General features: G+C 70.8%; 24 protein-coding genes. 11 read left to right on the top strand and 13 right to left on the bottom strand.

The features are described 5' to 3' along the window. Positions 1 to 16 precede the first annotated feature (16 nt). Positions 17 to 766: a phosphoglyceromutase gene (locus tag FVP77_RS02015; protein ID WP_147893019.1), complete on the bottom strand. Its 750-nt coding sequence runs from the start codon at positions 764 to 766 to the stop codon at positions 17 to 19. Here FVP77_RS02015 and FVP77_RS02010 point away from each other — a divergent pair. Next, positions 765 to 1,601: a class I SAM-dependent methyltransferase gene (locus tag FVP77_RS02010; protein ID WP_147893018.1), complete on the top strand. Its 837-nt coding sequence runs from the start codon at positions 765 to 767 to the stop codon at positions 1,599 to 1,601. The genes FVP77_RS02015 and FVP77_RS02010 overlap by 2 nt on opposite strands. A 33-nt stretch (positions 1,602 to 1,634) precedes the next feature. Here the strand turns inward: FVP77_RS02010 and FVP77_RS02005 are convergent, their stop codons facing one another. From FVP77_RS02005 to FVP77_RS01990, 4 genes are all read right to left on the bottom strand, one after another. Continuing rightward, positions 1,635 to 2,750, bottom strand: coding sequence for an FUSC family protein (locus FVP77_RS02005; protein WP_187266780.1), 1,116 nt, complete (start codon positions 2,748 to 2,750; stop codon positions 1,635 to 1,637). Next, the gene (ygfZ, locus tag FVP77_RS02000) at positions 2,747 to 3,853 is read right to left on the bottom strand and encodes a CAF17-like 4Fe-4S cluster assembly/insertion protein YgfZ (protein ID WP_147893017.1); all 1,107 of its coding nucleotides are present in this window, start codon (positions 3,851 to 3,853) and stop codon (positions 2,747 to 2,749) included. The genes FVP77_RS02005 and ygfZ overlap by 4 nt, the downstream gene beginning before the upstream one ends. Next, positions 3,853 to 4,452 (bottom strand): nitrobindin family protein, encoded by a 600-nt coding sequence (locus FVP77_RS01995; protein ID WP_147893016.1) that lies wholly within the window; start codon positions 4,450 to 4,452, stop codon positions 3,853 to 3,855. The genes ygfZ and FVP77_RS01995 overlap by 1 nt, the downstream gene beginning before the upstream one ends. A 129-nt stretch (positions 4,453 to 4,581) precedes the next feature. Continuing rightward, positions 4,582 to 4,872, bottom strand: coding sequence for a hypothetical protein (locus FVP77_RS01990; RefSeq protein WP_147893015.1), 291 nt, complete (start codon positions 4,870 to 4,872; stop codon positions 4,582 to 4,584). A gap of 106 nt (positions 4,873 to 4,978) precedes the next feature. On the opposite strand from FVP77_RS01990, the gene FVP77_RS01985 reads away from it, so the two are divergent. The 4 genes from FVP77_RS01985 to FVP77_RS01970 all read left to right on the top strand — a co-directional run bounded on the left by FVP77_RS01985 (position 4,979) and on the right by FVP77_RS01970 (position 9,375). After that, positions 4,979 to 5,677, top strand: coding sequence for a response regulator transcription factor (locus tag FVP77_RS01985; RefSeq protein WP_147893014.1), 699 nt, complete (start codon positions 4,979 to 4,981; stop codon positions 5,675 to 5,677). Positions 5,678 to 5,738: 61 nt separating this feature from the next. Then, positions 5,739 to 7,904: an RNA degradosome polyphosphate kinase gene (locus FVP77_RS01980; protein ID WP_147893013.1), complete on the top strand. Its 2,166-nt coding sequence runs from the start codon at positions 5,739 to 5,741 to the stop codon at positions 7,902 to 7,904. Next, positions 7,901 to 8,839 (top strand): NUDIX hydrolase, encoded by a 939-nt coding sequence (locus tag FVP77_RS01975; RefSeq protein WP_147893012.1) that lies wholly within the window; start codon positions 7,901 to 7,903, stop codon positions 8,837 to 8,839. Before FVP77_RS01980 ends, FVP77_RS01975 begins: the two co-directional genes overlap by 4 nt. A 2-nt stretch (positions 8,840 to 8,841) precedes the next feature. Continuing rightward, entirely contained in the window at positions 8,842 to 9,375 is a 534-nt protein-coding gene (locus FVP77_RS01970) for a 4'-phosphopantetheinyl transferase family protein (RefSeq protein ID WP_147893011.1), read from the top strand. Positions 9,376 to 9,409: 34 nt separating this feature from the next. Here the strand turns inward: FVP77_RS01970 and FVP77_RS01965 are convergent, their stop codons facing one another. The 4 genes from FVP77_RS01965 to FVP77_RS01950 all read right to left on the bottom strand — a co-directional run bounded on the left by FVP77_RS01965 (position 9,410) and on the right by FVP77_RS01950 (position 16,965). Further along, on the bottom strand, positions 9,410 to 10,831 hold the full coding sequence (locus tag FVP77_RS01965) for a PepSY-associated TM helix domain-containing protein (protein WP_147893010.1): 1,422 nt from the start codon (positions 10,829 to 10,831) through the stop codon (positions 9,410 to 9,412). Positions 10,832 to 10,957: 126 nt separating this feature from the next. Continuing rightward, positions 10,958 to 11,575, bottom strand: coding sequence for a hypothetical protein (locus FVP77_RS01960; protein WP_147893009.1), 618 nt, complete (start codon positions 11,573 to 11,575; stop codon positions 10,958 to 10,960). A gap of 33 nt (positions 11,576 to 11,608) precedes the next feature. After that, positions 11,609 to 12,916 carry a M1 family metallopeptidase gene (locus FVP77_RS01955; RefSeq protein ID WP_147893008.1) on the bottom strand — a complete coding sequence of 436 codons (1,308 nt, stop codon included), beginning with the start codon at positions 12,914 to 12,916 and terminating at the stop codon, positions 11,609 to 11,611. Between the two features lie 68 nt (positions 12,917 to 12,984). Beyond that, positions 12,985 to 16,965 carry a Pls/PosA family non-ribosomal peptide synthetase gene (locus FVP77_RS01950; RefSeq protein ID WP_147893007.1) on the bottom strand — a complete coding sequence of 1,327 codons (3,981 nt, stop codon included), beginning with the start codon at positions 16,963 to 16,965 and terminating at the stop codon, positions 12,985 to 12,987. Positions 16,966 to 17,144: 179 nt separating this feature from the next. Here FVP77_RS01950 and FVP77_RS01945 point away from each other — a divergent pair, with 179 nt between their 5' ends. The 5 genes from FVP77_RS01945 (at position 17,145) to FVP77_RS01925 (ending at position 22,242) form a co-directional block, all read left to right on the top strand. After that, positions 17,145 to 18,248, top strand: a complete 1,104-nt coding sequence (locus tag FVP77_RS01945) for a phosphate ABC transporter substrate-binding protein PstS (RefSeq protein WP_147893006.1) — start codon at positions 17,145 to 17,147, stop codon at positions 18,246 to 18,248. Between the two features lie 98 nt (positions 18,249 to 18,346). Beyond that, positions 18,347 to 19,300 (top strand): phosphate ABC transporter permease subunit PstC, encoded by a 954-nt coding sequence (gene pstC, locus FVP77_RS01940; protein WP_147893005.1) that lies wholly within the window; start codon positions 18,347 to 18,349, stop codon positions 19,298 to 19,300. Position 19,301: 1 nt separating this feature from the next. Further along, positions 19,302 to 20,396 carry a phosphate ABC transporter permease PstA gene (pstA, locus tag FVP77_RS01935; RefSeq protein ID WP_147893004.1) on the top strand — a complete coding sequence of 365 codons (1,095 nt, stop codon included), beginning with the start codon at positions 19,302 to 19,304 and terminating at the stop codon, positions 20,394 to 20,396. Between the two features lie 19 nt (positions 20,397 to 20,415). Further along, positions 20,416 to 21,195: a phosphate ABC transporter ATP-binding protein PstB gene (pstB, locus tag FVP77_RS01930; protein WP_121150054.1), complete on the top strand. Its 780-nt coding sequence runs from the start codon at positions 20,416 to 20,418 to the stop codon at positions 21,193 to 21,195. A gap of 234 nt (positions 21,196 to 21,429) precedes the next feature. Then, positions 21,430 to 22,242 carry a DUF559 domain-containing protein gene (locus tag FVP77_RS01925; protein ID WP_147893003.1) on the top strand — a complete coding sequence of 271 codons (813 nt, stop codon included), beginning with the start codon at positions 21,430 to 21,432 and terminating at the stop codon, positions 22,240 to 22,242. Positions 22,243 to 22,351: 109 nt separating this feature from the next. Here the strand turns inward: FVP77_RS01925 and FVP77_RS01920 are convergent, their stop codons facing one another. The 4 genes from FVP77_RS01920 to sigK all read right to left on the bottom strand — a co-directional run bounded on the left by FVP77_RS01920 (position 22,352) and on the right by sigK (position 25,508). Continuing rightward, a complete protein-coding gene (locus tag FVP77_RS01920) occupies positions 22,352 to 23,236 on the bottom strand; it encodes an aminodeoxychorismate lyase (RefSeq protein ID WP_147893002.1) in 885 nt (294 codons plus the stop codon). A gap of 209 nt (positions 23,237 to 23,445) precedes the next feature. Then, the gene (locus FVP77_RS01915) at positions 23,446 to 24,084 is read right to left on the bottom strand and encodes a DNA-directed RNA polymerase subunit beta (RefSeq protein ID WP_147893001.1); all 639 of its coding nucleotides are present in this window, start codon (positions 24,082 to 24,084) and stop codon (positions 23,446 to 23,448) included. A 63-nt stretch (positions 24,085 to 24,147) separates the two neighbouring features. Next, the gene (locus tag FVP77_RS01910; protein ID WP_147893000.1) at positions 24,148 to 24,921 is read right to left on the bottom strand and encodes an anti-sigma factor; all 774 of its coding nucleotides are present in this window, start codon (positions 24,919 to 24,921) and stop codon (positions 24,148 to 24,150) included. Continuing rightward, positions 24,918 to 25,508 carry an ECF RNA polymerase sigma factor SigK gene (gene sigK / locus FVP77_RS01905; protein WP_147892999.1) on the bottom strand — a complete coding sequence of 197 codons (591 nt, stop codon included), beginning with the start codon at positions 25,506 to 25,508 and terminating at the stop codon, positions 24,918 to 24,920. The genes FVP77_RS01910 and sigK overlap by 4 nt, the downstream gene beginning before the upstream one ends. 248 nt (positions 25,509 to 25,756) lie before the next feature. Between sigK and FVP77_RS01900 the strand changes: the two genes are divergently transcribed. Further along, positions 25,757 to 26,431 (top strand): fasciclin domain-containing protein, encoded by a 675-nt coding sequence (locus FVP77_RS01900; RefSeq protein ID WP_147892998.1) that lies wholly within the window; start codon positions 25,757 to 25,759, stop codon positions 26,429 to 26,431. Positions 26,432 to 26,641: the final 210 nt, after the last annotated feature.

The following is a 26,641-nucleotide window of genomic DNA, read 5'->3' as shown; positions in this document are numbered from 1 at the left end:
TTCAGGAAGGTGGGGGTCAGCCCTTGCCCTGCGCGGCCACGGCCGCGGCGCCGGCGGCGGCGGCCTCCGGGTCGAGGTACTCGCCCTTGCCGACGGGCTCGAGGTTCTCGTCGAGACGGTAGACGAGCGGGATGCCGGTCGGGATGTTCAGCTCGGCGATGTCGTCGTCGCTGATGCCCTCGAGCTTCTTGACGAGGCCCCGGAGCGAGTTGCCGTGGGCGGTGACGAGCACCGTCTTCCCGGCGCGCAGGTCGGGGACGATCGCGTCTTCCCAGTACGGGAGCATGCGGTCGATGACGAGCTTCAGCGACTCGGTGTGGGGCACCTCGCCGTCGATCCCGACGTAGCGGGGGTCGCCCACCTGGCTGTACTCGTCGTCGGCGGGGAGGGCCGGCGGCGGAACGTCGAACGAGCGGCGCCAGAGCTTGAACTGCTCCGGTCCGAACTCCTCGAGCGTCTGAGCCTTGTCCTTGCCCTGGAGGGCGCCGTAGTGACGCTCGTTGAGACGCCACGAGCGCTTCACGGGGATCCACAGCCGGTCGGCCGCGTCGAGCGCGATGTTGGCGGTCTGGATTGCGCGGCTGAGCACGGACGTGTGCAGCACGTCGGGCAGCAGACCCGATTCGGCGAGCAGTTCGCCGCCGCGGGCGGCCTCGTTCTTGCCCTGTTCGGTGAGGCGGACGTCGACCCACCCGGTGAACTGGTTGGTCTTGTTCCACTCGCTCTGGCCGTGTCGGAGGAGGATCAGCGTGTAAGGCGCGGTCATGCCGCCATCCTATCGAGGGCGGCACTGGCACACTGGGGGTGTGGGGGCGTCGCCGGTCGGTCAGATCACCCGCGGCACCACCGGTACCAACCGGCTGCGGCGGGTCGACCGATGGATCGCACGACACCGCGTGCTGAGGCGTTCCGACGATCCTCTCGTGGTCGATCTCGGATTCGGCGCGAGTGCCGTGACGACCCTCGAGCTGAAGGAACGACTGGCCCGCGTGCGCCCCGATGTCGAAGTGCGGGGGCTCGAGATCGATCCGGAGCGGGTCGCCCGCGCCCGGGCTCAGCTCGACGCCTCGGGCGTCACGGGAGTGTCGTTCGCGCGCGGCGGATTCGAGGTGCCGCTGCCCGACGGACGGCGTCCTGCCGTGATCCGCGCGATGAACGTCCTGCGCCAGTACGACGAGGGCGACGTCGCCGACGCCTGGAGGCGGATGGCTTCGCGCCTCGCACCCGGCGGCATGCTCGTCGAGGGCACCTGCGACGAGATCGGCCGCGTGGTGACCTGGATCGAGGTCGGCCCGGACGCCGCACCCCGCAGCCTGACCGTATCGCTGCGCCTGGCCGGGCTGCAGCAGCCGTCGATCGCCGCGGAGCGGTTGCCCAAGGCCCTGATCCACCACAACGTCCCCGGCGAGCCCGTGCACGACCTGCTCGCCGCCCTCGACCGCGAGTGGGAGCGCGCTGCGGCGCAGTCGGCGTTCGGACCCGTCTCGCGCTGGCGGGCGACCCTCGCCGCCCTCGCGGACGCGGGATGGCCGCTGCTCGAGCGCTCGCGATGGCGCCTCGGCGAGGTCGGCGTTCCCTGGCACGCAGTCGCGCCCCGCTGAGCGCCGCGTCTACCGCGCCGAGCCGCCCGCGGATCAGATGCGCGGGATGATCGCCCGGGCATCCCCCGGCGGCATGCCGGTGGCGGTGAGCAGATCGACCGCGAGCGGACGCAGCGCGGCGATGAGGTTGTGGTCGCCGAGACCTGCCCCGGGCAGCATCGCGGCGGGGTCGAGGCGGGCGGCGATGCCGACGATCACCGCACGGGCGGCGGGCTCCACCGAGATGTCGTCGAGGGAGTCGGCGACGAGCCGTGCGGCGCGGCCGAGCTCGGCGAGCAGATCGGCGGCGATCTCGCGGGGCGCGCCGTCGTCGACGAGATACGAGATGCGGCGCGCGACGACCCGCAGGTTGCGGGTCGCGAGATCCATCGACTGGCGCACGCGTTCGTGTCGGGCGAGCTCCGAGCGTTCGCGGTGAAGGAAGGGCGAGATGCGCGCGATCGCGAGCCCCGACTCGAGCGACGTGCGCCACTGGTCGACCGCGGCCTGCAGCGCGCGCGCCTTCTCGAGGCCGCGATCGGCGCGCAACCGGTCGCCTCGCCGCAGCGCCTGCACGAGCGTGGAGATGGCGCTGTCCACCCCGGCGAAGAGGGCGGCCGCGTCGCGCAGCTCCGATCGGCGGCCGCTGCGCGGCACCAGGGCGGTCACGAGGAGCGCCGCGATCCCCCCGACGATGCCGTCGAGCAGCCGCAGGAACGGCGGCGCGCCCACACCGACGGTGAGGGCGATGAGCGCCTGGATGGCCGCCGCGATCGCGAAGGCGGGCTGGGCCGAGAGGAAACGGGCGACGACGAGGGTCGTGCCCAGCGCGAGCGCGATCTGCCACCAGCCGCCGCCGGCGACGAGCACGATGACCTCGGCGATGAGGATGCCCACCAGCATCCCGGCGACCGTCTCGATGACCCGTCGCGGACGGGCGTCGCGCACAAGCCCGAGGCTCGAGACCGTGACGGTCGCGGCGACGAGCGGGAGCGCGTGGCCCAGTACGAGATGGGCGAAGGTGTAGGCACCGGTGGCGGCGAGAACGATCTGGATGATCGCGGCGCCCGAGTCGCGCACCCGGAACAGCCGGGGACGAAGATCGAGTCGCGACCGCCATCCCGTGGTGACGACTCCCGTCGTCGGCGCGGGCTCGTTCGCGGCGCTCACGACGAGGCGGCGCGCCGCCCCAGCCGAGGAAGACGGGGAACGGATGCTGTCGCCCCCGCGTCGCGCGGAACGACGACCTCCTGGGCGGCCGAGACCGGACCGTCGCTCGTGTCGACGACGAGGTCGACATCGGTGGGCGCCGAGCGCTTCACGATCGCCAGGGCGATGGGGCCGTCCTCGTAGTGCAGCGCGACGGACGTGATGGCCCCGACCTCGGTCTCCCCCGCCCGCACGACGTCGCCCGGCGCGGGCAGCACGCTGTCGCTCCCGTCGAGCTGCAGGGCGACGAGCCGGCGCGGAGGATGCCCGAGGTTATGCACCTTCGCGACCGTCTCCTGGCCGCGATAGCAGCCCTTCGACAGGTGGACGGCGGTGCGCATCCAGTCGAGCTCGTGCGGGAGGGCGCGTTCGTCGGCGTCGGCGCTCACGCGGGGCCTCCACGCGGCGACACGGAGCGCGTCGACGGCGTCGCGCCCGGCCAGGGCGATCTCGCCGCGCGCCGCCGCGGCGACGATCTCGTCGAGCTCGGCGAGCGTGACGACCGCCTCGCTCCAGTCGCGGTCGGCACCGGGGTGCGGCTCGACGACCGCGTAGCCCCACCCGCCCGGCGAGACGTCGGGCCACGGGTCTCGCCAGCGGACGGGGGTGCCCGTCGGACCGACGGCGGTCAGCGCGGCGACGGCCGCGGCAGTGCCACCGACGATCGCCAGGTCATCGGACCGGTCGCGCACCTCGACGCGCAGTCGGAAACGCATCTTCGTGAGCCAGGTCGCCAGGCCCGCGGCGTCCGACTCGTCGACGAGCAGCCACGCCGTCTCGCCGTCGTCGACGATCGACGCGGCGTGCTCGACCCGGCCCTGCGGGTCGAGGATGAGCGTCTCGGTGCCGACGCCGGGCGCCAGGTGGGTGAGCGATTGCGACGAGAGCGAGTCGAGCCAGCTCAGCCTGTCTTCGCCCGAGACCGTGAGCACGCGGCGGTCGCCCAGCGGGGCGACCGCACGGCCGGCGACGAGCGCGCGCTGCTCGGCGAGCGGACCGCCCACGTGGCGCAGGCCCCGTTCGTCGGCGACGGCGCCCGGGACGCCGGAGTAATCGGTGGCCATCAGTCGACCCGCGCGAGACGCGCCGAGGCGTGCGAGCGCAGCTCCTGGCCGAAGGCCGCGATGTCCCACGCCCAGAGCAGATGGGCATCGACGAGACCGTACATGCGCGTGGCGGCGACGTAGTCCTTCGCGCCGGCCGCGCGGACCACGGCGTCGGTCGCGAGATCGATGCGGGGTCCGCGCACCTGGCCGAGATACAGCTCGTGCACCCCGTCGGCGTGGACGAGCGAGACCTCGATGTCGAACCCGCCCTCGGCGTTGCGGAGCGCCTCGACGTCGTCGACGGTGCGGGCCGGCGCGGGTTCGCGCGGGGGAAGGAGCGCGGGGCCCGCGTCGGCGTCGGTGGCCGGACGGCTCAGACGCCAGTACCCCATCTCGGATACCAGCGGAGTGGTGGTGTCACCGGACTGGAGCCACGCGCTGGCCGAGTAGTTCAGGTACGAGCCGCCGTCATGGCTGAAGCTCACGCGGTGGGCGAACTCGCCGGCGTAGCTGTGACCGGATGCTTCGTAGTCGAGCACACCCGTTCCCTCCCAGACGCCGACCAGCCACGAGAGCGGCGCGAGGTCTGCGGGGAGGTCGGTGGGAAGGTCGAACACGTTCTATCAGCGCTGACCGCGGTACAGGTTCTTCACGACGACCACCGAGACGAAGGCGATGGCGAGCGAGGCCAAGCCCAGCAGGCCCACGAAGAACAGTTCGAGCGCGAGGAGGTCCATGCGTGCAGTCTATCCGGGAACGATCGCGGCGAGCCCGAAGCCCGCGCTGATGACGCCGAGCACGACGAGGGCTCCGAGGACGCTCGCGGCGACCCGCTCCACGAACTGCTGCGAACGGCCGTACGACAGCTGGATGGTGAAGGCGAGCACGAGGGTGCCGCCGAGTCCGACGGTGAGCCAGGCGGCTCGGTCGTCGGCGGGCACGAAGATTCCGATCGCGATCCCGGCGAGCGCTGCGACCACCCAGACGGCGATGACCCCGCCGACCGTGCGGCGAGGTGCGAGTTCAGGACCGGGCATGCCGACATTCTCGCCTACGCGACGCCCGCGCGCACCCGCGAACACCTGTTCCCCCGAGTCGCCCTAGGATGGGCACGTCGCGGGGAACGCGACGCGGAGGTCCCTGTTGGCACAGCTTCTCGTTCTGAGTTCCGCCCCCGGCGGCAGCTCCGTGCTGCCCGCGCTCGAACTCCTCAGCCATCGCGTTCGGCAGATCCCCGCCGAACCGGCGCAGTTGGTGAACGCACCCAGCGCCGACGTCGTGTTCATCGACGCCCGTGCCGATCTTGTCGGCGCGAAGTCGCTGTGCAAGATCCTGAACACCACGGGCCTCGATGCCCCGCTCGTGCTGGTCGTCACCGAAGGCGGGCTCACCGCGGTCTCGACCGACTGGGGGGTCGACGACGTCATCCTGATGACGGCGGGGCCCGCGGAGGTCGACGCGCGGATCCGGCTCGCCGTCGGGCGGATGGCGAAGGAGCAGGTCTCCAGCCGCATCCAGACCTCTGGCATCACGATCGACGAGTCGTCGTACTCGGCGAAGGTGCACGGCAAGCCGCTCGACCTCACCTACAAGGAGTTCCAGCTCCTGCACTTCTTCGCCACGCACCCCTCCCGGGTGTTCACGCGCGAGCAGCTGCTGAGCGAGGTCTGGGGCTACGACTACTTCGGCGGCACCCGCACGGTCGACGTGCACGTACGACGCCTGCGCGCGAAGCTCGGCGATCTCGAGCAGCTCATCGGCACGGTGCGCAACGTCGGCTACCGCTTCAACGTGTACGAGGACGACGTTCCTCCAGCCGCGGCGGCACCCGGAGCCTCGTAGGCGCTCGAGAAGCCGTCGACCCGTTCACGCGGGCGTCACCTCGTCCTGTCATGATGAGGGAATGATCCAGGACGACGCGCTCGATTCAGGTCTCGGCGACGCGGATGACGACGACTTCGACGAAGCGGTCGAGGCGGTCGACGCCCAGCTTCCCGAGAATCGCTACCTCGACCGTGAGCTGAGCTGGCTGGCCTTCAACCAGCGGGTTCTCGAACTGGCCGAAGACCCGACGCTCCCCACCCTGGAGCGGGCGAACTTCCTGGCGATCTTCGCGAGCAACCTCGACGAGTTCTTCATGGTGCGCGTCGCAGGCCTCGCCCGCCGCATCCTCACCGGTCTCGCCGTGCCGACCAACGTCGGCCGCGCACCGCAGGAGGTGCTCGCCGACATCTCCGCCGACGCGCACGCGCTGCAGCTGCGCCACGCCGCGGTGTGGAACGACCTGGTGCGCCCGGCCCTGTCTGACTCCGGCATCGACGTGGTCACCTGGGACTCGCTCGACGACGGCGACCGCGAGACGCTGACCGAGTACTTCCAGACGCAGGTCTTCCCCGTGCTCATGCCGCTCGCCGTCGATCCCGCGCACCCGTTCCCCTACATCTCGGGGCTGTCGCTGAACCTCGCCATCCGCGTGCGCAATGCCCGCACCGGTCGCCAGGAGTTCGCACGTCTCAAGGTGCCGCCGATGCTCCCCCGCTTCGTCAAGGTCGCGGCGGGCGACCGCGTGCGCTACCTGCCGCTCGAAGAGCTCATCTCCAACCACCTCGGACACCTCTTCCCCGGCATGGAGGTGCTCGACCACCACGCCTTCCGACTCACCCGCAACGAAGACATGACGATCGAGGAGGATGAGACCGAGAACCTCATCCAGGCCCTCGAGGCCGAGCTGCTGCGTCGCCGGTTCGGGCCTCCGATCCGCCTCGAGATCACCGATGACATGGACGACGTGACGCTCGACCTGCTCATCACCGAGCTCGACATCACCGAGCAGGAGGTCTACCGCCTCCCCGGCCCGCTGGATCTGCGCGGCCTGTTCGACCTCTCGAAGATCGACCGCCCCGATCTGCACTACCCGCCGCACGTGCCGAAGACGGCCGTCGCGTTCCAACCCGCCGAGCAGAACGGCCGAGCCGACCTGTTCGCCGCGATCCGCTCCGCCGACGTGCTGGTGCACCACCCCTACGAGTCGTTCGCGACGAGCGTGCAGGCCTTCCTGGAGCAGGCCGCACGCGACCCTCACGTGCTCGCCATCAAGCAGACGCTGTACCGCACGTCGGGAGACAGCCCGATCGTGCAGGCGCTCATCGACGCGGCGGAGGCCGGCAAGCAGGTGCTCGCCCTGGTCGAGGTGAAGGCGCGCTTCGACGAGGCGAACAACATCGTCTGGGCCCGCAAGCTCGAGAAGGCCGGCGTCCACGTGGTCTACGGCCTGGTGGGACTCAAGACCCACTGCAAGCTCGCCCTCGTCATCCGCGAGGAAGAGGGCGTGCTCCGCCACTACAGCCACGTCGGCACGGGCAACTACAACCCGAAGACGAGCCGCATCTACGAGGACTTCGGTCTCTTCACCGTCGACGATCAGGTCGGCCGCGACCTCACGCGCCTGTTCAACGAACTGAGCGGGTACGCGATCGAGAAGAAGTTCAAGCGCCTCCTGGTGGCCCCCCTCCACCTCCGCAAGGGTCTCGTCCGCCTCATCGAGCGCGAGCGCGACAACGCACAGGCGGGCAAGCCCGCCCGCGTGCGGATCAAGGTCAACTCGATGGTCGACGAGCAGATCATCGACGCGCTGTACCGGGCGAGCCAGGCCGGTGTGAAGGTCGAGGTGTGGGTGCGGGGCATCTGCTCGCTCAAGCCGAGCGTGCCGGGGCTCAGCGAGAACATCACGGTGCGCAGCATCCTGGGGCGCTACCTCGAGCACTCGCGCATCTTCGCGTTCGAGAACGACGGCGATCCGCAGGTGTACATCGGCAGCGCCGACATGATGCACCGCAACCTCGACCGCCGCGTCGAGGCGCTCGTCCGCGTGATCGATCCGGCGCAGCTGCTGGAGTTGAGCGCCCTGTTCGACCTCGCGATGAGCGATGGCACGAGCTCGTGGCACCTCCAGGCCGACGGAGAGTGGATCAGACGCAGCGTCGACGCCGACGGCCGACCGCTCGTGGACATGCAGGACAAGACGATGGTCAACGTCCAGCGTCGGCGCCGGGCTCGGGCGGTTCGATGACCGAGACCGCCGTCTATGCCGCGGGCGGTGTGGTGTGGCGCGTGGTCGACGGAAAGCTGCGCGTGCTGCTCATCACGCGCACGCGATACCGCGACCTGACGCTGCCCAAGGGCAAGCTCGATCCCGGCGAGACGCTCCCCGAGGCGGCCGTACGAGAGATCCACGAGGAGACGGGCCTGCGCGTCTCCCTCGGCGCGCCGGTGGGGGTCTCGCGCTACGCGATGCCCAACGGCCGCACGAAGATCGTGCACTACTGGGCGACCGAGGCGACGGATGCCGCGGTGCGCTCGACGTCGTTCGTGCCCAACAAGGAGGTCTCGTCCGTCGAGTGGATGAGCGTCAAGAAAGCCCGTGCGCGTCTGAGCTACCCGGTCGACATCGAGATCCTCGACGCGTTCACCGCGCTCGTCGACGGCGGCGTGCTGCGCACGTTCCCCCTCGTCGTCCTGCGCCACGCGAAGGCGAAGTCGAGAGAGGACTGGGACGGCGACGACGCCGCGCGCCCGCTGAACACACGAGGTCGGCGCCAGTCCAACGCGATCGTCGGCCCGCTCCTGGCGTTCGGCGTGCGACGGATCGTCTCGAGCCCCGCCGAGCGATGCATCCGCACCGTCATGCCGCTGTCGGCCGCTCTGGGGCGCCGCGTCGACCGCACCGAGCTCATCAGCGAGCACGCGTGGTCGCACGGGCTGTCTGACCCGCGCACCGTCGTCGTCGAGCGCGTTCGTGCCCGCAAGCCCGTCGTGCTGTGCAGCCACGGCCCCGTGCTCCCCGACATCCTCTCTGAGCTGGCGGCGACCACCGGCACCCGCCCCGGCGCCTACCTGGGCAGTGCGTCGACGCTGGACACCGCCGCCTTCTCGGTGGCGCATCTGCCGGTCGACAACCCCGGCGCGGGCATCGTCTCGATCGAGACGCACGACCCGAGGCTCTAGCGATGACGGGTGCCCCGACGTCGCTCCGCCTCGCGTGGGCCCGCGTGCCCGACGGCGGCGCTCGTCGCTCCGTGGCCTGGGCGCTGATCCGCGACCTCGTGCCCGGGGCGGTCCTGTCCAACCCGTGCGCGCGGTGCGGCGGCGACCACGGACCGGTGCGCATCGCCGGCGCGGAGTTCGAAGCATCCGTCGCCTACGCCGGCGACCACGCTGTCGTCGCCACCGTCTCCCGCACCGAGGCCTCGGCCATAGGGATCGACGCGGAGCTCGTCGACGATCCGCAGCGCGACGCGGCCGGTCTCGCGGGTGTGCTCGGCGATCGGCCCGCCGACGTCCGCGCGTGGACGCGCGTCGAGGCCGCGCTCAAAGCCGATGGGCGGGGGCTCCGCATCGACCCCGCCCTGGTCGACGTCGTCGGGTCGGCCGCGTCGTGGACCGCCCGCGTGCCCGGGCGCGTGGGCGACCTCGCCGGCGTCGATCTCGACGGCCCGCGCGGGGTCGTTCTCTCGGCCGCGTTCGCCATCGCGTCGAGCTGACGGCCGGGACCGGGGCCCCGACCGTCAGCGACGGTCACGCGCGGGTTCTCGCGCGCTGCCACCACCCGACCACGACGTCGACCACGACGAATGCCGCGAGCGTGTACCCGACGAACGGCAACCACAGCCCGACGGCGACCGCACCGACGATGACCGCGACGATGCCCCACCACGGTGCGCCGCGGAGTGCGCCGCGCCGCGGGGGCGTGCCGACGAGCGCACCCGTCCGCGTCGGACGCCGCTTCCACCACATCGCGTATCCGAGCACGACCATCGCGGCGATGCCCGAGGCGATCACGAACATCACGATCTGGTTGACGAGGCCGAACATCGAGCCCATGTGAAGGTCGATGCCCCAGCGTGCGAGCTTGGCCGGGATCGAGAACTCCGCGAAGTCGACGCGGTCGACCACCTCGAGGGTGGAGCCGTCGACCGCGACGGCGTCGACCTCCGTGGGGAAGCTGCGCTGGATCTCCTGGACCACCCAGGCCGTGCCGGGCTCGGCGGGGGGCTTGATCTCCACGCGTCGGGTGTTGACGTTCACGCCCTCGGCGACGGCGAGGACGGCGTCGAACGTCGCGGGGTCGGCATCGCCCGTCGGGGCGCTCCCCCCGCCGTGGTGGTCGGCGTGCTCCCCGCCGCCGGCGTCCGCCTCGCCCGAGAGGCTCGTGCTCACCGACGGGGTGCCCCAGTCGAGAGCGGCCCGGAGGTTGCTGACGTTCGCGCCGGCATAGGCCGACCAGGTGATGCCCGTCGCGGAGAGGAACAGCGCGCCCACCAGCACCCAGATGCCGACGGAGGTATGCCACGAGAAGACCCGGCGGTACCCGCTGTAGGCGCGATTCGGTCGCACGAAATCCTTCTTGGCCTTCGAGCGTCGGATGCGGATGATCCAGAGCGCGAGACCCGCGAGGGCCACGACGCCGAGCCAGGATGCGGCGAGCTCGCTGTAGTAGCGACCCGGTTCGCCCAGATTCAGGCTGCGGTGCAGCTGGTCGACCCAGGTGCGCAGAGGCAGGGCTCCGCTGGTGCCGTAGACGACGAGGTCGCCCCGGATCTGCCCCGTGCCGGGGTCGACGAAGACCGCCCGCGACTCGCTCTCGCCGAGTCCGTCCTGGGCGAACATGACGCGGGTGGTGTCACCGGGTTCGGGGGCCGGCCGTACCGCGGAGAGCGTCGCCGCGTCGCCGATGTACGCCTCGGCGATCTCGATCTGGTCGCCGAGGGTCAGCGACGTGTCGGTGACCGGTGCACGGAGTTCGTGGTCGTAGACGACCTGCTCGACCTGCGGGGTCAGGGCGTAGAGCGCGCCGCTGACGGCGGCGACGAAGATGAAAGGCCCGACGAGGATGCCGGCGTAGAAGTGCAGGCGAAGCAGCAGCTGGCCGAACCAGCCTCTCTGCTTCTTCGCCTCGGGGGGCGTCCCGCCGTCGGGGCGCGCGAGTGTCGTGGTCATGGGAAGGTCTCTCGTTTGGGGTCGTCGACGACGGAGCCGTGCGCACCCGGGAGGGAGCGCGGCGAGCTGACGCGTCGATCGCGGAAGAAGGGGTCGTCGGAAGGTCCGGGCGCGGCGTGGCCGTGCTCAGACAGCGGCAACGACGGGCGGACCCCTCCGTCCCGATGACGCGACGACGACGACCGACAGAGCCGGCCGTACCGAGACGACCCCCGCCCGCACGAGGCGGGGCACCGGGGGCGAGAAGATCGACGAAGCGAGGATGCGGCGGCGCACCCACGACAGGATCCGGCGGGCGAGCTCGATCAGCCGTCGACCCGTGGCCTCACCGCGGTGCACCGCTGCGACGGTCACGATCGCGGCGATCCCGTGCGCGAGCCACATCGCGGCATCGGCCCCCGTGGCCATCGTCTCGGCCGCGGCGCCCATCGGCATGCTCATACCCACCTGGTGCACGTGGGAACGGGTCGTCGCCGCGCCGCTCGAGGGGGCGAAGGTTCCGAGGACGAAGAGCGTGTGGAACAGCGCCTGGCTGATGCCCACCGCGAGCGCCAGCCGCACCGCGGAGAGGCTGCGACCGGCGAGGATGACGCAGACCGGCACCGAGACCGTGAGCGGGACGACGATCCCGATCCATCCCGGCATCGCGCCGCCCGCCGACACGTGCGAGAGCAGGGCGACGAAGGTCGCCACGCCCGCCGCGAGCGACCCGCGCACGAGGCGGGATACTCGCAACCGTCGCATGGCGACCATTCTGGCAGTACGCGGACGCAGAAGTCAGCCGAACGGCGGCAACGGCGTCCTGTCGATCCACGCGCTCAGCAGTGCCGCCGCGGCGGCTCCGCCGGCGTTCGCGACCAGGTGGCGGAAGTCGTCGGTCACCACGGTGCGGTGGCGATGCGTCGACGTCCAGTCGCGCAGCATCCGGAAGAACGCCTCGTCGCCCAGGAGCGTGCGCAGCGCGTGGAGGGTCAGCGCACCGCGCTTGTAGACGACGTCGTCGAACATGCGGTCCGGTCCGGGGTCGGCGAGGACGAGATCCTGCGGTTGCGCGGCGAGACGCGCGTGGTGCGACGCGGCGAGCGCGCCGGCGCTCGTGGAACCGGATGCTTCCGACCACACCCATTCGGCGTAGCAGGCGAAGCCCTCGTTGAGCCAGATGTCCTCCCAGCGCGCGAGCCCGACGCTGTTGCCGAACCACTGGTGGGCGAGCTCGTGGGCGACGAGCCGCTGCGACGCGGGCGCGAGATGGTTGGAGCCGAACACGGCGAGCCCCTGCGCCTCGAGCGGGATCTCGAGCACGTCCTCCGTGACGACGAGCGCGCAGTCGGTCTGCGGGTAGGGGCCGAACGCCTCGGCGAACACGCGCAGCATCCGCGGCACGTCGGCGAAGGCTGCCGCGACCGCTGAGCGCAGAGCCGGCGGCGCGCTCACGCGCACCGTCGGGATCGCGGCGACCCCCGTGCCGGTGAGGGGCGTCGTGCGATAGCGGCCGATATGCACGGCCGCGAGGTAGGTCGCCGTCGGGGTGTCGGAGGCGAAGGTCGTGGTGACCGACCCGCCGCGACGAACGGGCGCACTCGGCGTTCCCGTGGCCGCGGTCTCGTAGCCGTCCTCGGTCGTGATCTCGAGCCGGTAACGCGCGCGGTCGGCGGGGCGGTCGTTGCACGGGAACCACGTCGGGGCTCCCGTGGGCTGCGCGGCCACGAGCGCCCCGTCGTCGAGCTCCTCCCAGCCGATGGTGCCCCAACGGGATCGACGCGGGGCGGGCTGTCCCGCGTAGACGACCTCCACCGTGAAGCGCTCCCCCGCCGCGATCGGGGCGACGGGTACGACACGGAGCTTGCGCGGTCCGGGGCGGTACGACGTTCTGGCCTCGCCGTTCACGCGCACCCGCGTCGCGCGGAGTCCGACCAGGTCGAGCGTGAACGCCCGGAGGGCGACGTGAGCGACCGCTTCGAGCGTGGCCACCCCTTCGAGGCGGTTGGTCCGCACGCGATAACCGATCCGCAGGTCGTACGACTCGACGCCGAACGTCGGATCGCCGCTCTGGGGCGTGTACGGGTCGTGTGCGAGCTCTGTCACTGGGCCTCTGTCGGGGTGTCCGTGGCGCCGGGCGGGCGGAACCGTTCTCGGGTGTTCACCCCAGCCTGTCACTGTGTCGACTGGTAGGCGCGGGCCTTGACCGCGCGCCACGGACCGATCGGGTTGCCGCTCCACCGCGATCCGACCGGAACGGTCTCGCCCCGCATGACGAGCGAGGCCGGCCCGACCGTCGCGTGGGCACCGATGGCCGCCGCCGGCAGCACCACGCTGTGCGGGCCGAGCGTCGCCCCCGGCTCGAGCTCCACCGCATCCATGCTCATGATCCGGTCGTGGAAGAGGTGCGTCTGCACGACGCATCCGCGGTTCACGGTCGAGGCGTCACCCAGCGTCACGAGGTCGGGCTCGGGCAGCCAGTAGCTCTCGCACCAGACGCCCGTGCCGATCTTGGCGCCCAGCGACCGCAGCCACATCGCCAGGGCCGGGGTGCCCGTCGCCGCGCGCGCGAACCAGGGGGCGGCCACCATCTCGGTGAAGGTGTCCGACACCTCGGTGCGCCAGACGAAGCTCGACCAGAGCGGCTGCTCGCCCGCACGGATCGGGCCGACGATGATCCACTTCGCCAGGGTCGACGCGGTCGCCGCGACCGCACCGGCGGCCAGCATCACGACCCCGGAGAGCAGCAGGGCGCCGACGGGGCCGAGCGAATCCCACAGCCCCGCCAGAGCGAACAGCACGAGCACACCGATGGCGCACGTGACGAAGACGGGCACGATGCGGCAGATCTCCCACAGCGCCCGCGCCACGCGCAGACCCGAGGTCGGGCGGTAGGTGCGCGATTCGTCGCCCGCGGCCGAGAGGCGCCGGAGGCGCACGGCGGGCGACCCCAACCACGACGAACCCGCTTTCGCCTTGACCGGCGCAGAGGACAGAACCGCGACGAGGCCGTCGCGCGGCACGCGGTGGCCGGGCGCCGCCATGCCGGAATTGCCGAGGAACGCGCGCTTGCCGATGCGGACGGGACCGATCCGCAGCCATCCGGAGTGCAGCTCGTAGGAGGCGACCATCGTGTCGTCGGCGAGGAAGGCGCCGTCCTCGATGCGCGCCATCGACGGGATCAGCAGAACCGTCGACGCCTCGACGTCGCGGCCCACCCGGGCTCCCAGCATCCGGAGCCACACCGGGGTGAACAGGCTGGAGTACAGCGGGAAGAGGATGGTGCGCGACGCGTCGAGCAACCTCTCGATCGTCCATGCCTGCCAGGCGACCCGGCTGCGGACGGGGTGCACGCCCTCGCGGAGGGCGATCGAGAACACCCGCACCAGCACGACGACCGAGCCGGCGAAGACCACGCCCACCGCGAGCACCGCCGGTACGAGCCAGACGAGGGCGGCGGCGAGCGCCGCGGCGAGGTCGGCGGCGCCGCGCATGCCCTGCGCGAGCACCAGCCCGCCGACGGCGAAGGCGATCAGCGGCAGCAGCGCGAGGGCGGCGGCCGAGGCGGCGTACGCCCACAGCCAGCGATGAGCGGCAGGCGGTCTCTCGGAGGGCCAGCCTCCGCCCGCGCCGCCGACCCGCACGGCGGGCGAGCCCGCCCAGGTCTGATCGGCGCGCACGCGGCCGAACACGGCCGAGCCCGGCGCGATCTCGGCGCGCTGCCCGATCCGGGTTCCCGGGGCGAGGGTGCTGCGCGCTCCGATGCTGGCTTCGGCGCCGATGCGCACGCGCCCGATGCGCACGAGGTCGCCGTCGATCCAGTACCCCGTGAGGTCGACCTCGGGTTCGATCGACGCGCGGTCGCCGATCTCGAGCATGCCCGTCACCGGCGGGAGCGTGTGCAGGTCGACGTCGCGGCCGATCTTGGCACCGAGCGCGCGGGCGTAGTACGTCACCCACGGTGCCCCGGCGAGGCCGACCGCGTCGACCTGCGCCGCGATCTGCTCGGCGAGCCACAGCCGCAGATGCACCGAGCCGCCGCGCGGATAGTCGCCGGGCGCGAGGCCGGCGAGCAGGAGCCGGGCGGATGCGGCGGCGATCGCCATGCGCCCGAACGGCGTCGCGAACACGACGAGCCCGACGACGATGAGCGGCCACGGCGCGGTCGGAAGCGCGTCGAAGCCGGGCACGAGCTGCAGGATCGCGCTCGCGGTCAGCAGGTACAGCAGCCAGCGCACGCCGGAGAGGATGTACAGCGGAACGCCGAGCAGGGTCTGCGCCCACTGGGTCGCGCGCGGGGTCGGCAGGGGGCGACGGAACCCCACGGTCGCGTCGTCGTCGCCCAGCGGCCCGAGCGCCTTCGCCATCGCGCCGAGCCGGGGGACGTCGTAGATGTCGGCGACCGAGAACTCCGGCACGCGCGCGCGGATGCGCGACACGAGCTGCGCGGCGGCCAGCGAGCCGCCGCCGAGGTCGAAGAAGTCGGCCTTGCGGTCGGGCACCGGCATGCCGAGCACGGCCTGCCACTGCTCGGCGAGCCAGGCCTCCGCGGGCGAGAAGTCGACGGCGACCGGTGCGTCCACACCCGGGAGCGGCCACGGGAGGGCGGCGCGGTCGACCTTGCCCGAGGTGCGCACCGGCAGCTCATCGACGACCGCGAGGAGCGGGATGGTCGCCGCCGGCAGCCGTTCGGCCAGCGCCGCTCGCGCTGCCGACCGGTCGAGTTCCGCGCCGCCCTCGGTGACGAGGTAACCGACGAGGATCGGCACGCCGGCCTCGGTGTGACGCACGGCGACGGTGGCGGCGGCGATCCCGGGCAGGTCTTGCAGGGCCGACTCGACCTCGCCGAGTTCGATGCGGCGCCCGCCGACCTTGACCTGGTCGTCGGCCCGGCCCTGGAAGACGAGGCCCTCGGGGTCGAAACGCACCAGGTCGCCCGAGCGGTAGGCGCGGTCCCAGCCCAGCGTGGGCATGGGCGCGTACTTCTCCCGATCCTTCGCGGGGTCGAGGTAGCGCGCGAGGCCCACCCCGCCGATGATCAGCTCGCCGATGCCGCCCTCGGCGACCCGGTGGCCGGCGTCGTCGACCACGGCGAGCGCCCATCCGTCCAGCGGCAGCCCGATGCGCACGGGCACGGAACCGTCGAGCGGGGCGCCGCACGCGACGACGGTCGCCTCGGTCGGCCCGTAGGTGTTCCACACCTCGCGCCCCTCGGCCACCAGGCGTGCGGCGAGCTCCGGAGGACACGCCTCGCCGCCGAAGATCAGCAGGCGCACGTTCTCGATCGCGTCGCCCGGCCACATCGCGGCCAACGTCGGCACCGTGGAGACGACGGTGATGCCCTGCCGCAGCAGCCAGGGCGCGAGGTCTTCGCCCGACCGCACGAGTGAACGCGGCGCCGGCACGAGGCAGGCGCCGTGCCCCCACGCGAGCCACATCTCCTCGCACGACGCGTCGAAGGCGACCGACAGGCCCGCGAGCACCCGGTCGCCCGGGCCGAGCGGGGCATCCTGCAGGAACATGAGGGCTTCCGCATCGACGAACGCCGCCGCCGATCGGTGCGAGACCGCCACCCCCTTCGGCACCCCCGTCGACCCGGAGGTGAAGATGATCCAGGCGTCGTCGTCGACGGTGGGCGGGGCGACGATGGGCGTCGAGCGGGTGCTCGGATGCGGCGCGTCTCCGGCGAACAGCGTCGAGATCGGCAGCTCCTCGGAAGCGACGTCGGCATCGTCGTCGTCCACGGCCGGCGTGTAGTCGCCGGTACCGGTGATGACGCCCGCGACCCTCGCCTCGCCGAAGACCAGACGCGCCCGCTCCTCCGGGTCGTCGGCGTCGACCGGCACATAGGCTGCTCCCGCCGCGAGCACCCCGAGGATCGAGACGTAGAGCTCCTTCGAGCCCGACGGCATGCGCACCCCGACGCGGTCACCGCGCTCGACCCCGGCCTCGTGCAGGCGCGCCGCCGTCTGCCACACGCGGGCGAGCAGCTCGCGATAGCTCAACGCGCCCGATCCGTCGTCGACGGCGGACGCCTCGGGATGGCGTGCGGCGACCTCCACCAGCACGTCGATGAGGGTGCGCGGGGCGGGTGCGAAAGCGGAGCGGTCGAGCACGGACTGCGCGCCGAGGGGAGGAGAGTCCGTTGCGGGCATTTTCACAGCCTATTGATCCGCCCCCGAGACCCGCGGAATCCCGGGCCTGTTCACCGTCCGTTCACCTCTTCAGCCCGGTTGCTTAAGAGTCCCTGTCTAGCGTTCCCGACGAACCCTGCACCGGGTTTCGAACCCTGCACCGGGTTCTTCTCTTTCCTCACACGCGAAGGATTCACATCGTGAAGCTCAACCGTTTCGCCCAGTTCGGCGCCGTGGCTGCTGTCGCAGCCCTCGCCCTCGCCGGGTGCGCCTCGAACGAGGCCCCCGCCGGCTCCGGCGGCGACAGCTCGTCCAGCACCGGCGACCTCGCCGGAAACCTCGTCGGCGGCGGCGCCTCGTCGCAGGAAGTCGCCGTCCAGACCTGGACCAAGGGCGTGCAGGAGGCCAACGCCGGGCTGACCGTCAACTACGACGCCGCCGGCTCCGGCGCGGGCCGCGAGTCGTTCCAGGAGGGTGCTTTCGCCTTCGCGGGCTCCGACCGCGCGTTCAAGACCGACGAGATCGAAGAGGGCCCCTTCGGCTCGTGCGCCGAGGGCTCCGACCTCGTCGAGCTGCCGACCTACATCTCCCCGATCGCCGTCGTCTTCAACCTCGACGGCATCGACTCGCTGAACCTCGACCCCGACACCCTCGCGAACATCTTCGCGGGCAACATCACGACCTGGAACGACCCGGCCATCGCCGCGCTGAACTCCGGCGTCGAGCTCCCCAGCACCGCGATCACCGCGGTCCACCGTTCGGACGACTCGGGCACCACCGAGAACTTCACCGACTACCTGTTCGACGCCGCCCCGTCGGTGTGGACCAGCGAAGCCGACGGCGTCTGGCCGCTCTCCGGCGGAGAGGCCGCCAACGGCACCTCGGGCGTCATCAGCGCCGTCCAGGGCGGACAGGGAACCATCGGCTACGCCGACGCTTCGCGTGCCGGCGAGCTCGGCACCGTCGCGATCAAGGTCGGCGAAGAGTTCGTCCCCTACTCCCCCGAGGCCGCGGCCGCCGTCGTCGACGCATCGCCCGAGGAAGAGGGTCGTGCCGCGACCGACATCGCGATCAAGATCGACCGCACCACGACTGCGTCCGGTGCCTACCCGATCGTTCTCGTCAGCTACCTCATCGGCTGCGCCGAGTACGAGGACGCCACGGTCGCTGCCAACGTGAAGGGCTTCTTCTCCTACGCCGCCAGCGCCGAGGGCCAGGACGCCGTCGCCGCTGCCGCCGGTAGCTCGCCGATCTCCGATACTCTGCGCGAGCAGGTCACCGCGGCGATCGACGCCATCAAGTAAGACCCCATGGATGCCCGGTCCGGCCGTAAGGTCGGACCGGGCATCTTCAGGCCCGCAGCACTCCTCCCGACACCCGACTCCGATCGAGAATCGAAGCAATGACCACAACACCGGCGGTCACCAGGACCGAGCCCCTGAAAGCGAAGAGCCGCCCGGGCGATCGATGGTTCTCGGGAGCGGCGCTGTTCGCCGGCTCGATGATCCTCGTGACCCTCGCCGCCGTCGCCATCTTCCTGATCGTGCAGTCGCTTCCGGCGTTGTTCGCCACGAACGCGGACGCCTCCATCCTTCCCGCCGACTTCTGGTCGTACGTCGGCCCCCTCGTCTTCGGCACCGTGTGGGCAGCCGCCCTCGCGCTGATCATGGCGGTGCCGCTGTCGATCGGCGTCGCGCTGTTCATCTCCCACTACGCGCCCCGCAGGCTCGCGCAGGCTCTCGGCTACATCGTCGATCTCCTCGCCGCCGTCCCCTCGGTCGTCTTCGGCCTCTGGGGCATCGGCGTGCTCGCCCCGGCGGTGCAGCCCGTCTACAGCTGGCTGGTCGACAACGCCGGCTGGTTCCCGCTCTTCGCAGGCCCCGTCTCCAGCACCGGCCGCACGATCTTCACCGCCGCCATCGTGCTCGCGGTCATGGTCACCCCGATCATCACCGCGATCTGCCGCGAGATCTTCCTCCAGACCCCCAACCTCCACGAAGAGGCGGCGCTCGCGCTCGGCTCGACGCGCTGGGAGATGGTGCGGATGGCGGTCTTCCCCTTCGCCCGCAGCGGTATCGTCTCGGCCTCGATGCTGGGCCTCGGCCGCGCCCTCGGCGAGACGATGGCCGTGGCCATGGTGCTCTCCGTCTCGGGAGGCGTGACCTTCGCGCTCCTCACCCCCGACAACCCCAACACGATCGCCGCGAACATCGCGCTGAGCTTCCCGGAGGCCTACGGGCTGAACGTGAACGTGCTCATCGCGACCGGCCTCGTGCTGTTCGTCGTCACATTCGCCGTCAACGCGCTCGCTCGCTACATCGTGAGCCGGCGCAAGGAATTCTCGGGGGCCAACTGACATGTCGACCACCACTGTGACCCCCACGAGACCGTCCGTCGCGACCGACGGCCTCACCAACGGCCGCCTTCCGGGCTGGTCGCCTTGGGTCCTTCTCCTCGGCTCGCTGGCCGTGACCTTCGCCGCGTTCGGCATCATGGCCGGTGCGGCCGGCACGGGCCTCAACATCGCCGGGGCAGCCGTGCTCGGCGCCATCCTCTACCTCGTGCTGATCTTCACGATCTCCGCGATCGTCGAGGGCCGCCGCAAGGCCGTCGACCGTCTCGTGACCGGTGTCGTCACGGCCGCCTTCGCCGTGGCGATGGTGCCGCTCGTCTCGGTCGCGATCACGGTGGTCGTCGCCGGGGCCCCGAACTGGACCGCCGAGTTCTTCACCTCGTCGATGCGCAACGTCGTCGGCGAGGGCGGCGGTGCGCTCCACGCGATCGTCGGCACGCTGCTCATCACGCTCGCCGCGGCCGTCATCTCGATCCCGATCGGCATCTTCACCGCGATCTACCTGATCGAATACGGCAAGGACAACCGCCTCGCGAAGGGCATCACGTTCCTCGTCGACGTCATGACCGGCATCCCGTCGATCGTCGCGGGTCTGTTCGCCTACGCCCTGTTCGCGCTGTTCTTCGGCCCCGGCATCCGCCTCGGGATCGTCGGTGCGGTCGCCCTCGCGGTGCTGATGATCCCCGTCGTCGTGCGCTCCACCGAGGAGATGCTCCGCCTCGTACCCAACGAACTGCGCGAGGCGGCGTACGCGCTGGGCGTGCCGAAGTGGCTGACGATCGCGAAGGTCGTCCTCCCGACGGCCATCGCGGGAATCACGACGGGCGTGATGCTGTCGATCTCGCGCGTGATCGGCGAGACGGCTCCGCTGCTCATCACCGCGGGTGCCACAGCATCCATGAACTACGACCTGTTCAACGGTCGCATGATGAGCCTCCCCGTCTTCACCTACACCCAGTACATGAACCAGGGCATCCCGGCCGAGGCGTTCGTCGGTCGCGCGTGGGCAGCCGCCCTCGCGCTGATCGTGATCGTCATGGTGCTCAACATCGTGGCGCGCGTCATCGCCAAGCTGTTCGCCCCCAAGACCGGCCGCTGAACCGAAAAGAAAGCCTGAAGTGTCCAAGAGCATCGAAGTCAACGACCTCAACGTCTACTACGGCGACTTCCTCGCCGTCGAGGGCGTCTCCCTCAACATCGAGCCCCGCACGGTCACGGCCTTCATCGGTCCCTCCGGCTGCGGCAAGTCGACCTTCCTGCGCACGCTCAACCGCATGCACGAGGTGATCCCCAAGGCCCGCGTCGAGGGCAAGGTGCTGCTCGACGGCAACGACCTCTACGGCCCCGGCGTCGACCCGGTGCTCGTGCGCCGTCAGGTGGGCATGGTGTTCCAGCGCCCCAACCCGTTCCCGACGATGTCGATCAAGGAGAACGTGCTCGCGGGCGTGAAGCTGAACAACAAGCGCATCTCGAAGTCCGACGCCGACGCGCTCGTCGAGAAGTCGCTGCAGGGCGCCAACCTCTGGAACGAGGTCAAGGACCGCCTCGACAAGCCCGGCTCGGGCCTGTCGGGCGGGCAGCAGCAGCGTCTGTGCATCGCTCGCGCGATCGCCGTGTCGCCCCAGGTCATCCTGATGGACGAGCCCTGCTCGGCCCTCGACCCGATCTCGACCTACGCGATCGAAGAGCTCATCTCCGAGCTCAAGAACGAGTACACGGTCGTCATCGTGACGCACAACATGCAGCAGGCCTCGCGCGTGTCGGACAAGACCGCGTTCTTCAACATCGCGGGCACGGGCAAGCCCGGCAAGCTGATCGAGTACAACGACACCTCCTCGATCTTCACGCAGCCCAAGGTGCAGGCCACCGAGGACTACGTCTCGGGCCGCTTCGGTTGATCCGCACCCTCTGACCGACGAAGGCCCCCACTGCACGGTAGGGGCCTTCGTCGTTCTCCGCCGCACAACTTCGGACGTCGCCCCGCACGCCTGCCTCTTCGGGCCTCTGGACCGGCGTGTCGGCCGGTTCGTCCGAAGTTGTGCCCTCTCCTCCCCCACGGGCTCGCGGGGCCGGTTGTCCACAGACGAGCAAGGGCGGGCGCGCAGCATCCGTCACCCCGACAGGGTGATGGGGTGTGCACGGCCGACGAGGCGTTCTCGACCTTCCAAGGTCTGCGAGAAGCGGGATGGACCCGCACCGACATCGATCGTGGGCTCGCATCGGGACGAGTGGCACGGGTGCGCCGGGGCGTCTACGCCTTCGCCGGCGCCTGCGATCAGGCCGTCGCGGCGGTGACGCACGGGGGCGCGATCCACTGCGTCACCGCAGCCCGCCACGAGGGGCTGTGGGTGCTGACGGAGGAGCACCGCGTGCACGTCGGCGTGCGGGCGGGCGACCATCAGTACCCGCACACCGACGACTGCGCCTGCGTCGTGCACTGGGACGACCGACCGACCGTCGACGCCTTCGGCATCCCGTCGATCCCGCGCATCCTCCGCGAGGTCTTGCGCTGCGGCGGCGTCGAAGAGTTCTTCGTCGCCCTCGAATCCGCCCTGCGACAGCAGAAGATCGGCCGGGTCGGCCTCGCCTGGTTGGCGGCGCACACGAACGAGATCGGCCGCGAAGCCCTGCGATTCGCCAGAGCCGACGCCGACAGCGGGCTCGAGTCGCTCGTGCGGTGGCGGTTGCGCGTCCACGCTCTCCCGGTGCGCACGCAGGTGTCCATACGCAACGTGGGAGTCGTCGACCTGGTGATCGGCGATCGGCTCATCGTCGAGGTCGACGGGAAGAAGAACCACGACGGCCCCTCGCTCCGACACAAGGACCTGGTGCGCGACGCCCACGCCGCCGCGCAGGGGTACGTGACCCTGCGATTCGACTACGCGCTGGTGCTGTACGACTGGCCGCTGGTCGAGCAAGCCATCCTCGCGCAGCTCGCCCGCTGAGCCCGCGCACAACTTCGGACACTCGCGGCGACACACCGATCATCCGGCCTCGCGCGCCGGAGTGTCGGACGGTTCGTCCGAAGTTGTGCTCGCCGAGGCGCCCGCCCGATCAGTCGCGGGGCGAGAGGAGGTAGGCGTTGATCGACGCCGTCAGGTCGCGGTCGACCGCGAGGTCGACACCGTCGACAGAGGTGATGGGGGCGGCGAGACGGATGCTGGAGACCAGCCACGCCGCGTCGGCCTCCGCGAGCTCGGCCGGAAGCACGCGCCGGTACTGCGTCGCGTAGCCCTCGGCCTCGAGGTAGGCGAACAGGCTCAGCTGCGTGGTGCCGTGCAGGATGCCGCCGCTGGGCTCGGGGGTGACGAAGACCTCTCCGAAGCGCAGCACGATCGACGAGGTCGGCCCCTCCAGCACGTAGCCGTCGGACGACACGAACACGGCGTCGTCGGCACCGCGACGCTTCGCCTCGCGGATCGCGGCCATGTTGACCGCGTACGAGAGCGTCTTCGCCCCGAGCAGCAGCCACGGGGCGTCGGCCGACGCGTTCACGCCGTAGCCCCGGTCGAGCTGCACCACCCGGATGCCCTCCGTGCGCGACCGGGTGTTGTCGGCCGCGCGGGCGAGGGTCACCCACGCCGTAGGCGTCGGGCCGTGCTCCACACCGCGGCTGAGGATGAGTTTGATCACGCTCTCGCCGGGATCGGCAGCATCCGCCACCGTCTTCACGGCCTGCCGCCACTGAGCCAGGTGCGGCACCGGCAGGTCGCAGAGCTCGGCGGAGTGCACGAGGCGCTCGAGGTGCGCGTCGACCTCCTGCGGGTGCCCGTCGACGACGCCGATCGATTCGAAGATGCCGTCGCCGCGCTGCGTGCTCAGCTCCCCCACGCTCAAGGCGGGGGCCGTCGGGTCGATCACGGTGAACGTGTCGGCGAAGTCGGTGCGCGGGTCGTCGGATGCTGCGGGGTCGATCACGAGGGCGAAGCTCCAGGCCATTCCCCGAGCCTAGACCTCGGGGAATACCCCCGAGCCGACCTTGTTACACTGGTATAGCCGGGCCGCAGTAACCCCGGGCTCCAACTTTTGCCGCTCTGAGCGGCCATGCGCCGAGAGGCGTTTCTGCGGCCCGGCTTTTTCGCGCCCTCGCGGCGGTCGACGTCCCCGCGCCCTCGCGGCGGTCGACGTCCCCGCGCCCTAGCGCGGAATCAGTCGAGCGACTGCCGGCGCCAGAGCGTCGCGCACCCGGCGAGGTCGCCCGCGTACGTCGCCAGGCGCAGCGCGCGGGTCGTGAGCGTCGACGCGCGCTGCGGCTCGGTCGCCTCGTAGTCGTCGGCGAGGTGCGTCGCGCCGGCGGCCTGCACGCGGCAGAACGCCGCAGCACGGTCGAGCGCGACGGCGAAGTCGCCCTGAAACACCCCGCGGAGGATGGTGTCGATCAGCGCGACCAGCTCGTCGGGACCGGCCGGCGTCGGGGCACCGGCGACCACGGGGTCGGGAGAGGCGATCTCGATGCGTCCACGGTCGTAGAGCAGGGCGGCCGTCTGAGGATCGTCATGGATCATCAGCTGCAGCAGATAAAGGCGCCACAAAGCGCCGGGAAGCGTTCGCGCGGGCGAACGCGACCACAGCTCGGCGATGTCGTCGATGCCGTTGCGGTCGGTGAACGCGACGAGCCGCTCCACGACGTCGACGTCAGGGGCCTCCCGCACCCGCGAGATGAGCGCGTGCGCGGTGCTGTGCGCCACCCGCGACACTTCGGCCGGATCATCTCCGGCGAAGAGCCTGTCGAAGAGCTCCGCGGGCCGGCGCACCGGCTTGTGGTACTCCCTCGAATCGTCGCTCACCCATCAAGGCTACCCGCGGCGGATCGGGGTCGGATGCTGCGCAGCATCCTCTCTCGATGCGACTCAGGCAGTGGCGATCGCGACGATCGGGTCGCCCGTCGGCTCACCCGTAGGCGAGCCGCCGTCGGCTTCGATCGTCACCGCTATGATGTCTCCGGGCTGGTAGGCACCGGCGAGGAGCGCGGTGGCCGTACCGTCGGTCGCGCCGAACGTGCCTGCCGGGATCGCGTCGCCGTCGCGTACGAGCCAGAGCTCGAACGTCTGGTCGTCGGCGATGACGGGCATACCGTCGGAGACGAGCACGACCTCACCACGCTCGGCCGACCAGTGAGCGGTCGCTTCTCCCCCGTCGCTCAGTGCGACGGACGCCGACTGGGCGTCGGACGCGCCCTGGATCTGCTCGAGGGCGACCACGGCGGCGGGGCGCGTCAGCTGCTGCCCGATCGTCACGGCTCCGAATCCGAGGGCGAGCACGGCGACGATGGAGGCGGCCAGTGTGAACCACCGGCGCCGCATCCCTCCCGTGGAGGCCCGTGCAGGCGCGGTCACGGGAGCGGGACCCGCGGCGGCGAAGTCTTCCTCGTCGGGCTCGGACGCGGCATCCGGTGTCTGCGGTGTCACCAGGATGCGCGCCATCAGCTCTTCGCGGATCGACGCCGGCGGTACGACCGGCTCGACGGCGTCGGCGAGCAACAAGACGGTTTCTGCCTCGGTACGCACGTGCTTCTCCCATTCGGGGTGCTCGGCGAGTGCGGCTTCGAAGTCCCGTCGGTCGGCGGGCGACAGGGCGCTCAGCGCGAAGCCTGTCGCGAGTTCCGCGAACGTGCTCTCGTTCATGTCGTCACCCCCATCAGGGTCCTCAGGCGGGACAAGCCGTCCCGCATTCGTGTCTTTATGGTGCCTAACGGCGACCCCAGGAGCGTGGCGATTTCACTCTGGCTGTACCCCCCGTAATACGCGAGGGTGATCGCTTCGCGCTGTGCTTCGGGAAGCGCAGCGACGGCTTCAGCGACCCGTCGTCCTTCGATTCTCATCTCGACGCTCTCCGCGACATCGTCGCGGGGGGCCTCGAGATCTCGGAAGCCCACGCGTACGTCACGGTCGGCACTCGCCTGCGACGATCGCACGCGATCGACCGCTCGACGGTGTGCCATTGTGAGCACCCACGATCTTCCTTGACCTCTGTTCGGAGCGAACTTCGAAGCGGATTGCCAGATCTCGAGGAACACCTCCTGGAGGACTTCCTCGCTCTGGGAGCGGTCGACGAGCACGCGCAGGACGAGTCCGAACACCCGGGACGACATCATGTCGTAGAGCCGGGCGAAGGCCGTGTCATCGCCCGCGGCGACCCGCTGGAGCAACTCGCCTACGTGATCGACATGGTCGGCCCCGTCTTCGGGAACTTCCACGCCGTCGATGACCATAGGTACAAGCATGCCCCACTCACCGGTGGGTGACGACGCGCGAGACGCTGGGCGTTTCATGCAAAGTCATGCATCTCCTATGCGAAAACGCTCAACGGGTGCATCGGGAAAGAAATTCCGCACAAGGTCAATCCGTTTCGGCACCCGTCCCGAACAGCCTGTACACCGCCTCCACGGTGTGCCAGACCCCCGCACCGGGGTTTGTCCTGCAGCAGCCCGATCCCCGGGCTCCAAAATTCGGAGGAATCATGCTCAGCACCAAGAAGATCACCGGTGGCCTCGCCCTTGTCGTGGCATCCGTTTTCGCCCTCAGCGCCTGTTCGGGTGGCTCCACCGGCGGCGCCAACACCAGCGAAGAGTCGGCATCGTCGGCTCCCTCGATGAGCTCGTCGCCGTCGGCCAGCGAGTCCATGATGGACCCGGCCGCCAACCTCGTCGGCTCCGGCTGCGCCGACTACGCCGCCGCCGTTCCCAGCGGTGCTGGTTCGGTCGAGGGCATGTCGCAGGACCCGGTTGCGGTCGCCGCATCCAACAACCCCATCCTGACCACGCTCACCGCAGCGGTCAGCGGTCAGCTCAACCCCGACGTCGACCTGGTCGACACGCTCAACGGCGACGAGTTCACCGTCTTCGCTCCGGTCGACGAGGCCTTCGCGAAGATCGACCCCGCGACCATCGAGGCACTGAAGACCGACAGCGCCACGCTGACGTCGATCCTCACGTACCACGTGATCCCCGGCCAGCTGACCCCCGACGAGATCGACGGCACCTTCACGACCGTCAACGGCGCTGACCTGACCATCACCGGCAGCGGTGACAACATCGAGGTCGGCGGCCAGGCTGCTGTGATCTGCGGTGGCGTCCAGACCGCCAACGCGACCGTGTACCTCATCGACACGGTGCTGATGCCCCCGGCTGCGTAAGCAGACCGGAACCGGCCTTCGGGTCGGACATGAACGGCGGCCGTCGGAACCCAGGCGAGGGGAACCGGCGGCCGCTTCTGTGTGCGCCCGGCGCGTGCGGCCCTGCCGCTGCGCGCCGGGCGCTCTTTCGTGCGTCGGCTCGGGTGGGCTGTCGATCGTCGGGCCGCCGCCCATCCGCTCGCGCTGCCGATCCGTGGCCCGCGCTGCCCA

Source organism: Microbacterium hatanonis (assembly GCF_008017415.1).
Taxonomy (GTDB): domain Bacteria; phylum Actinomycetota; class Actinomycetes; order Actinomycetales; family Microbacteriaceae; genus Microbacterium; species Microbacterium hatanonis.
This window is presented reverse-complemented; position numbering and strand designations above follow the sequence as displayed.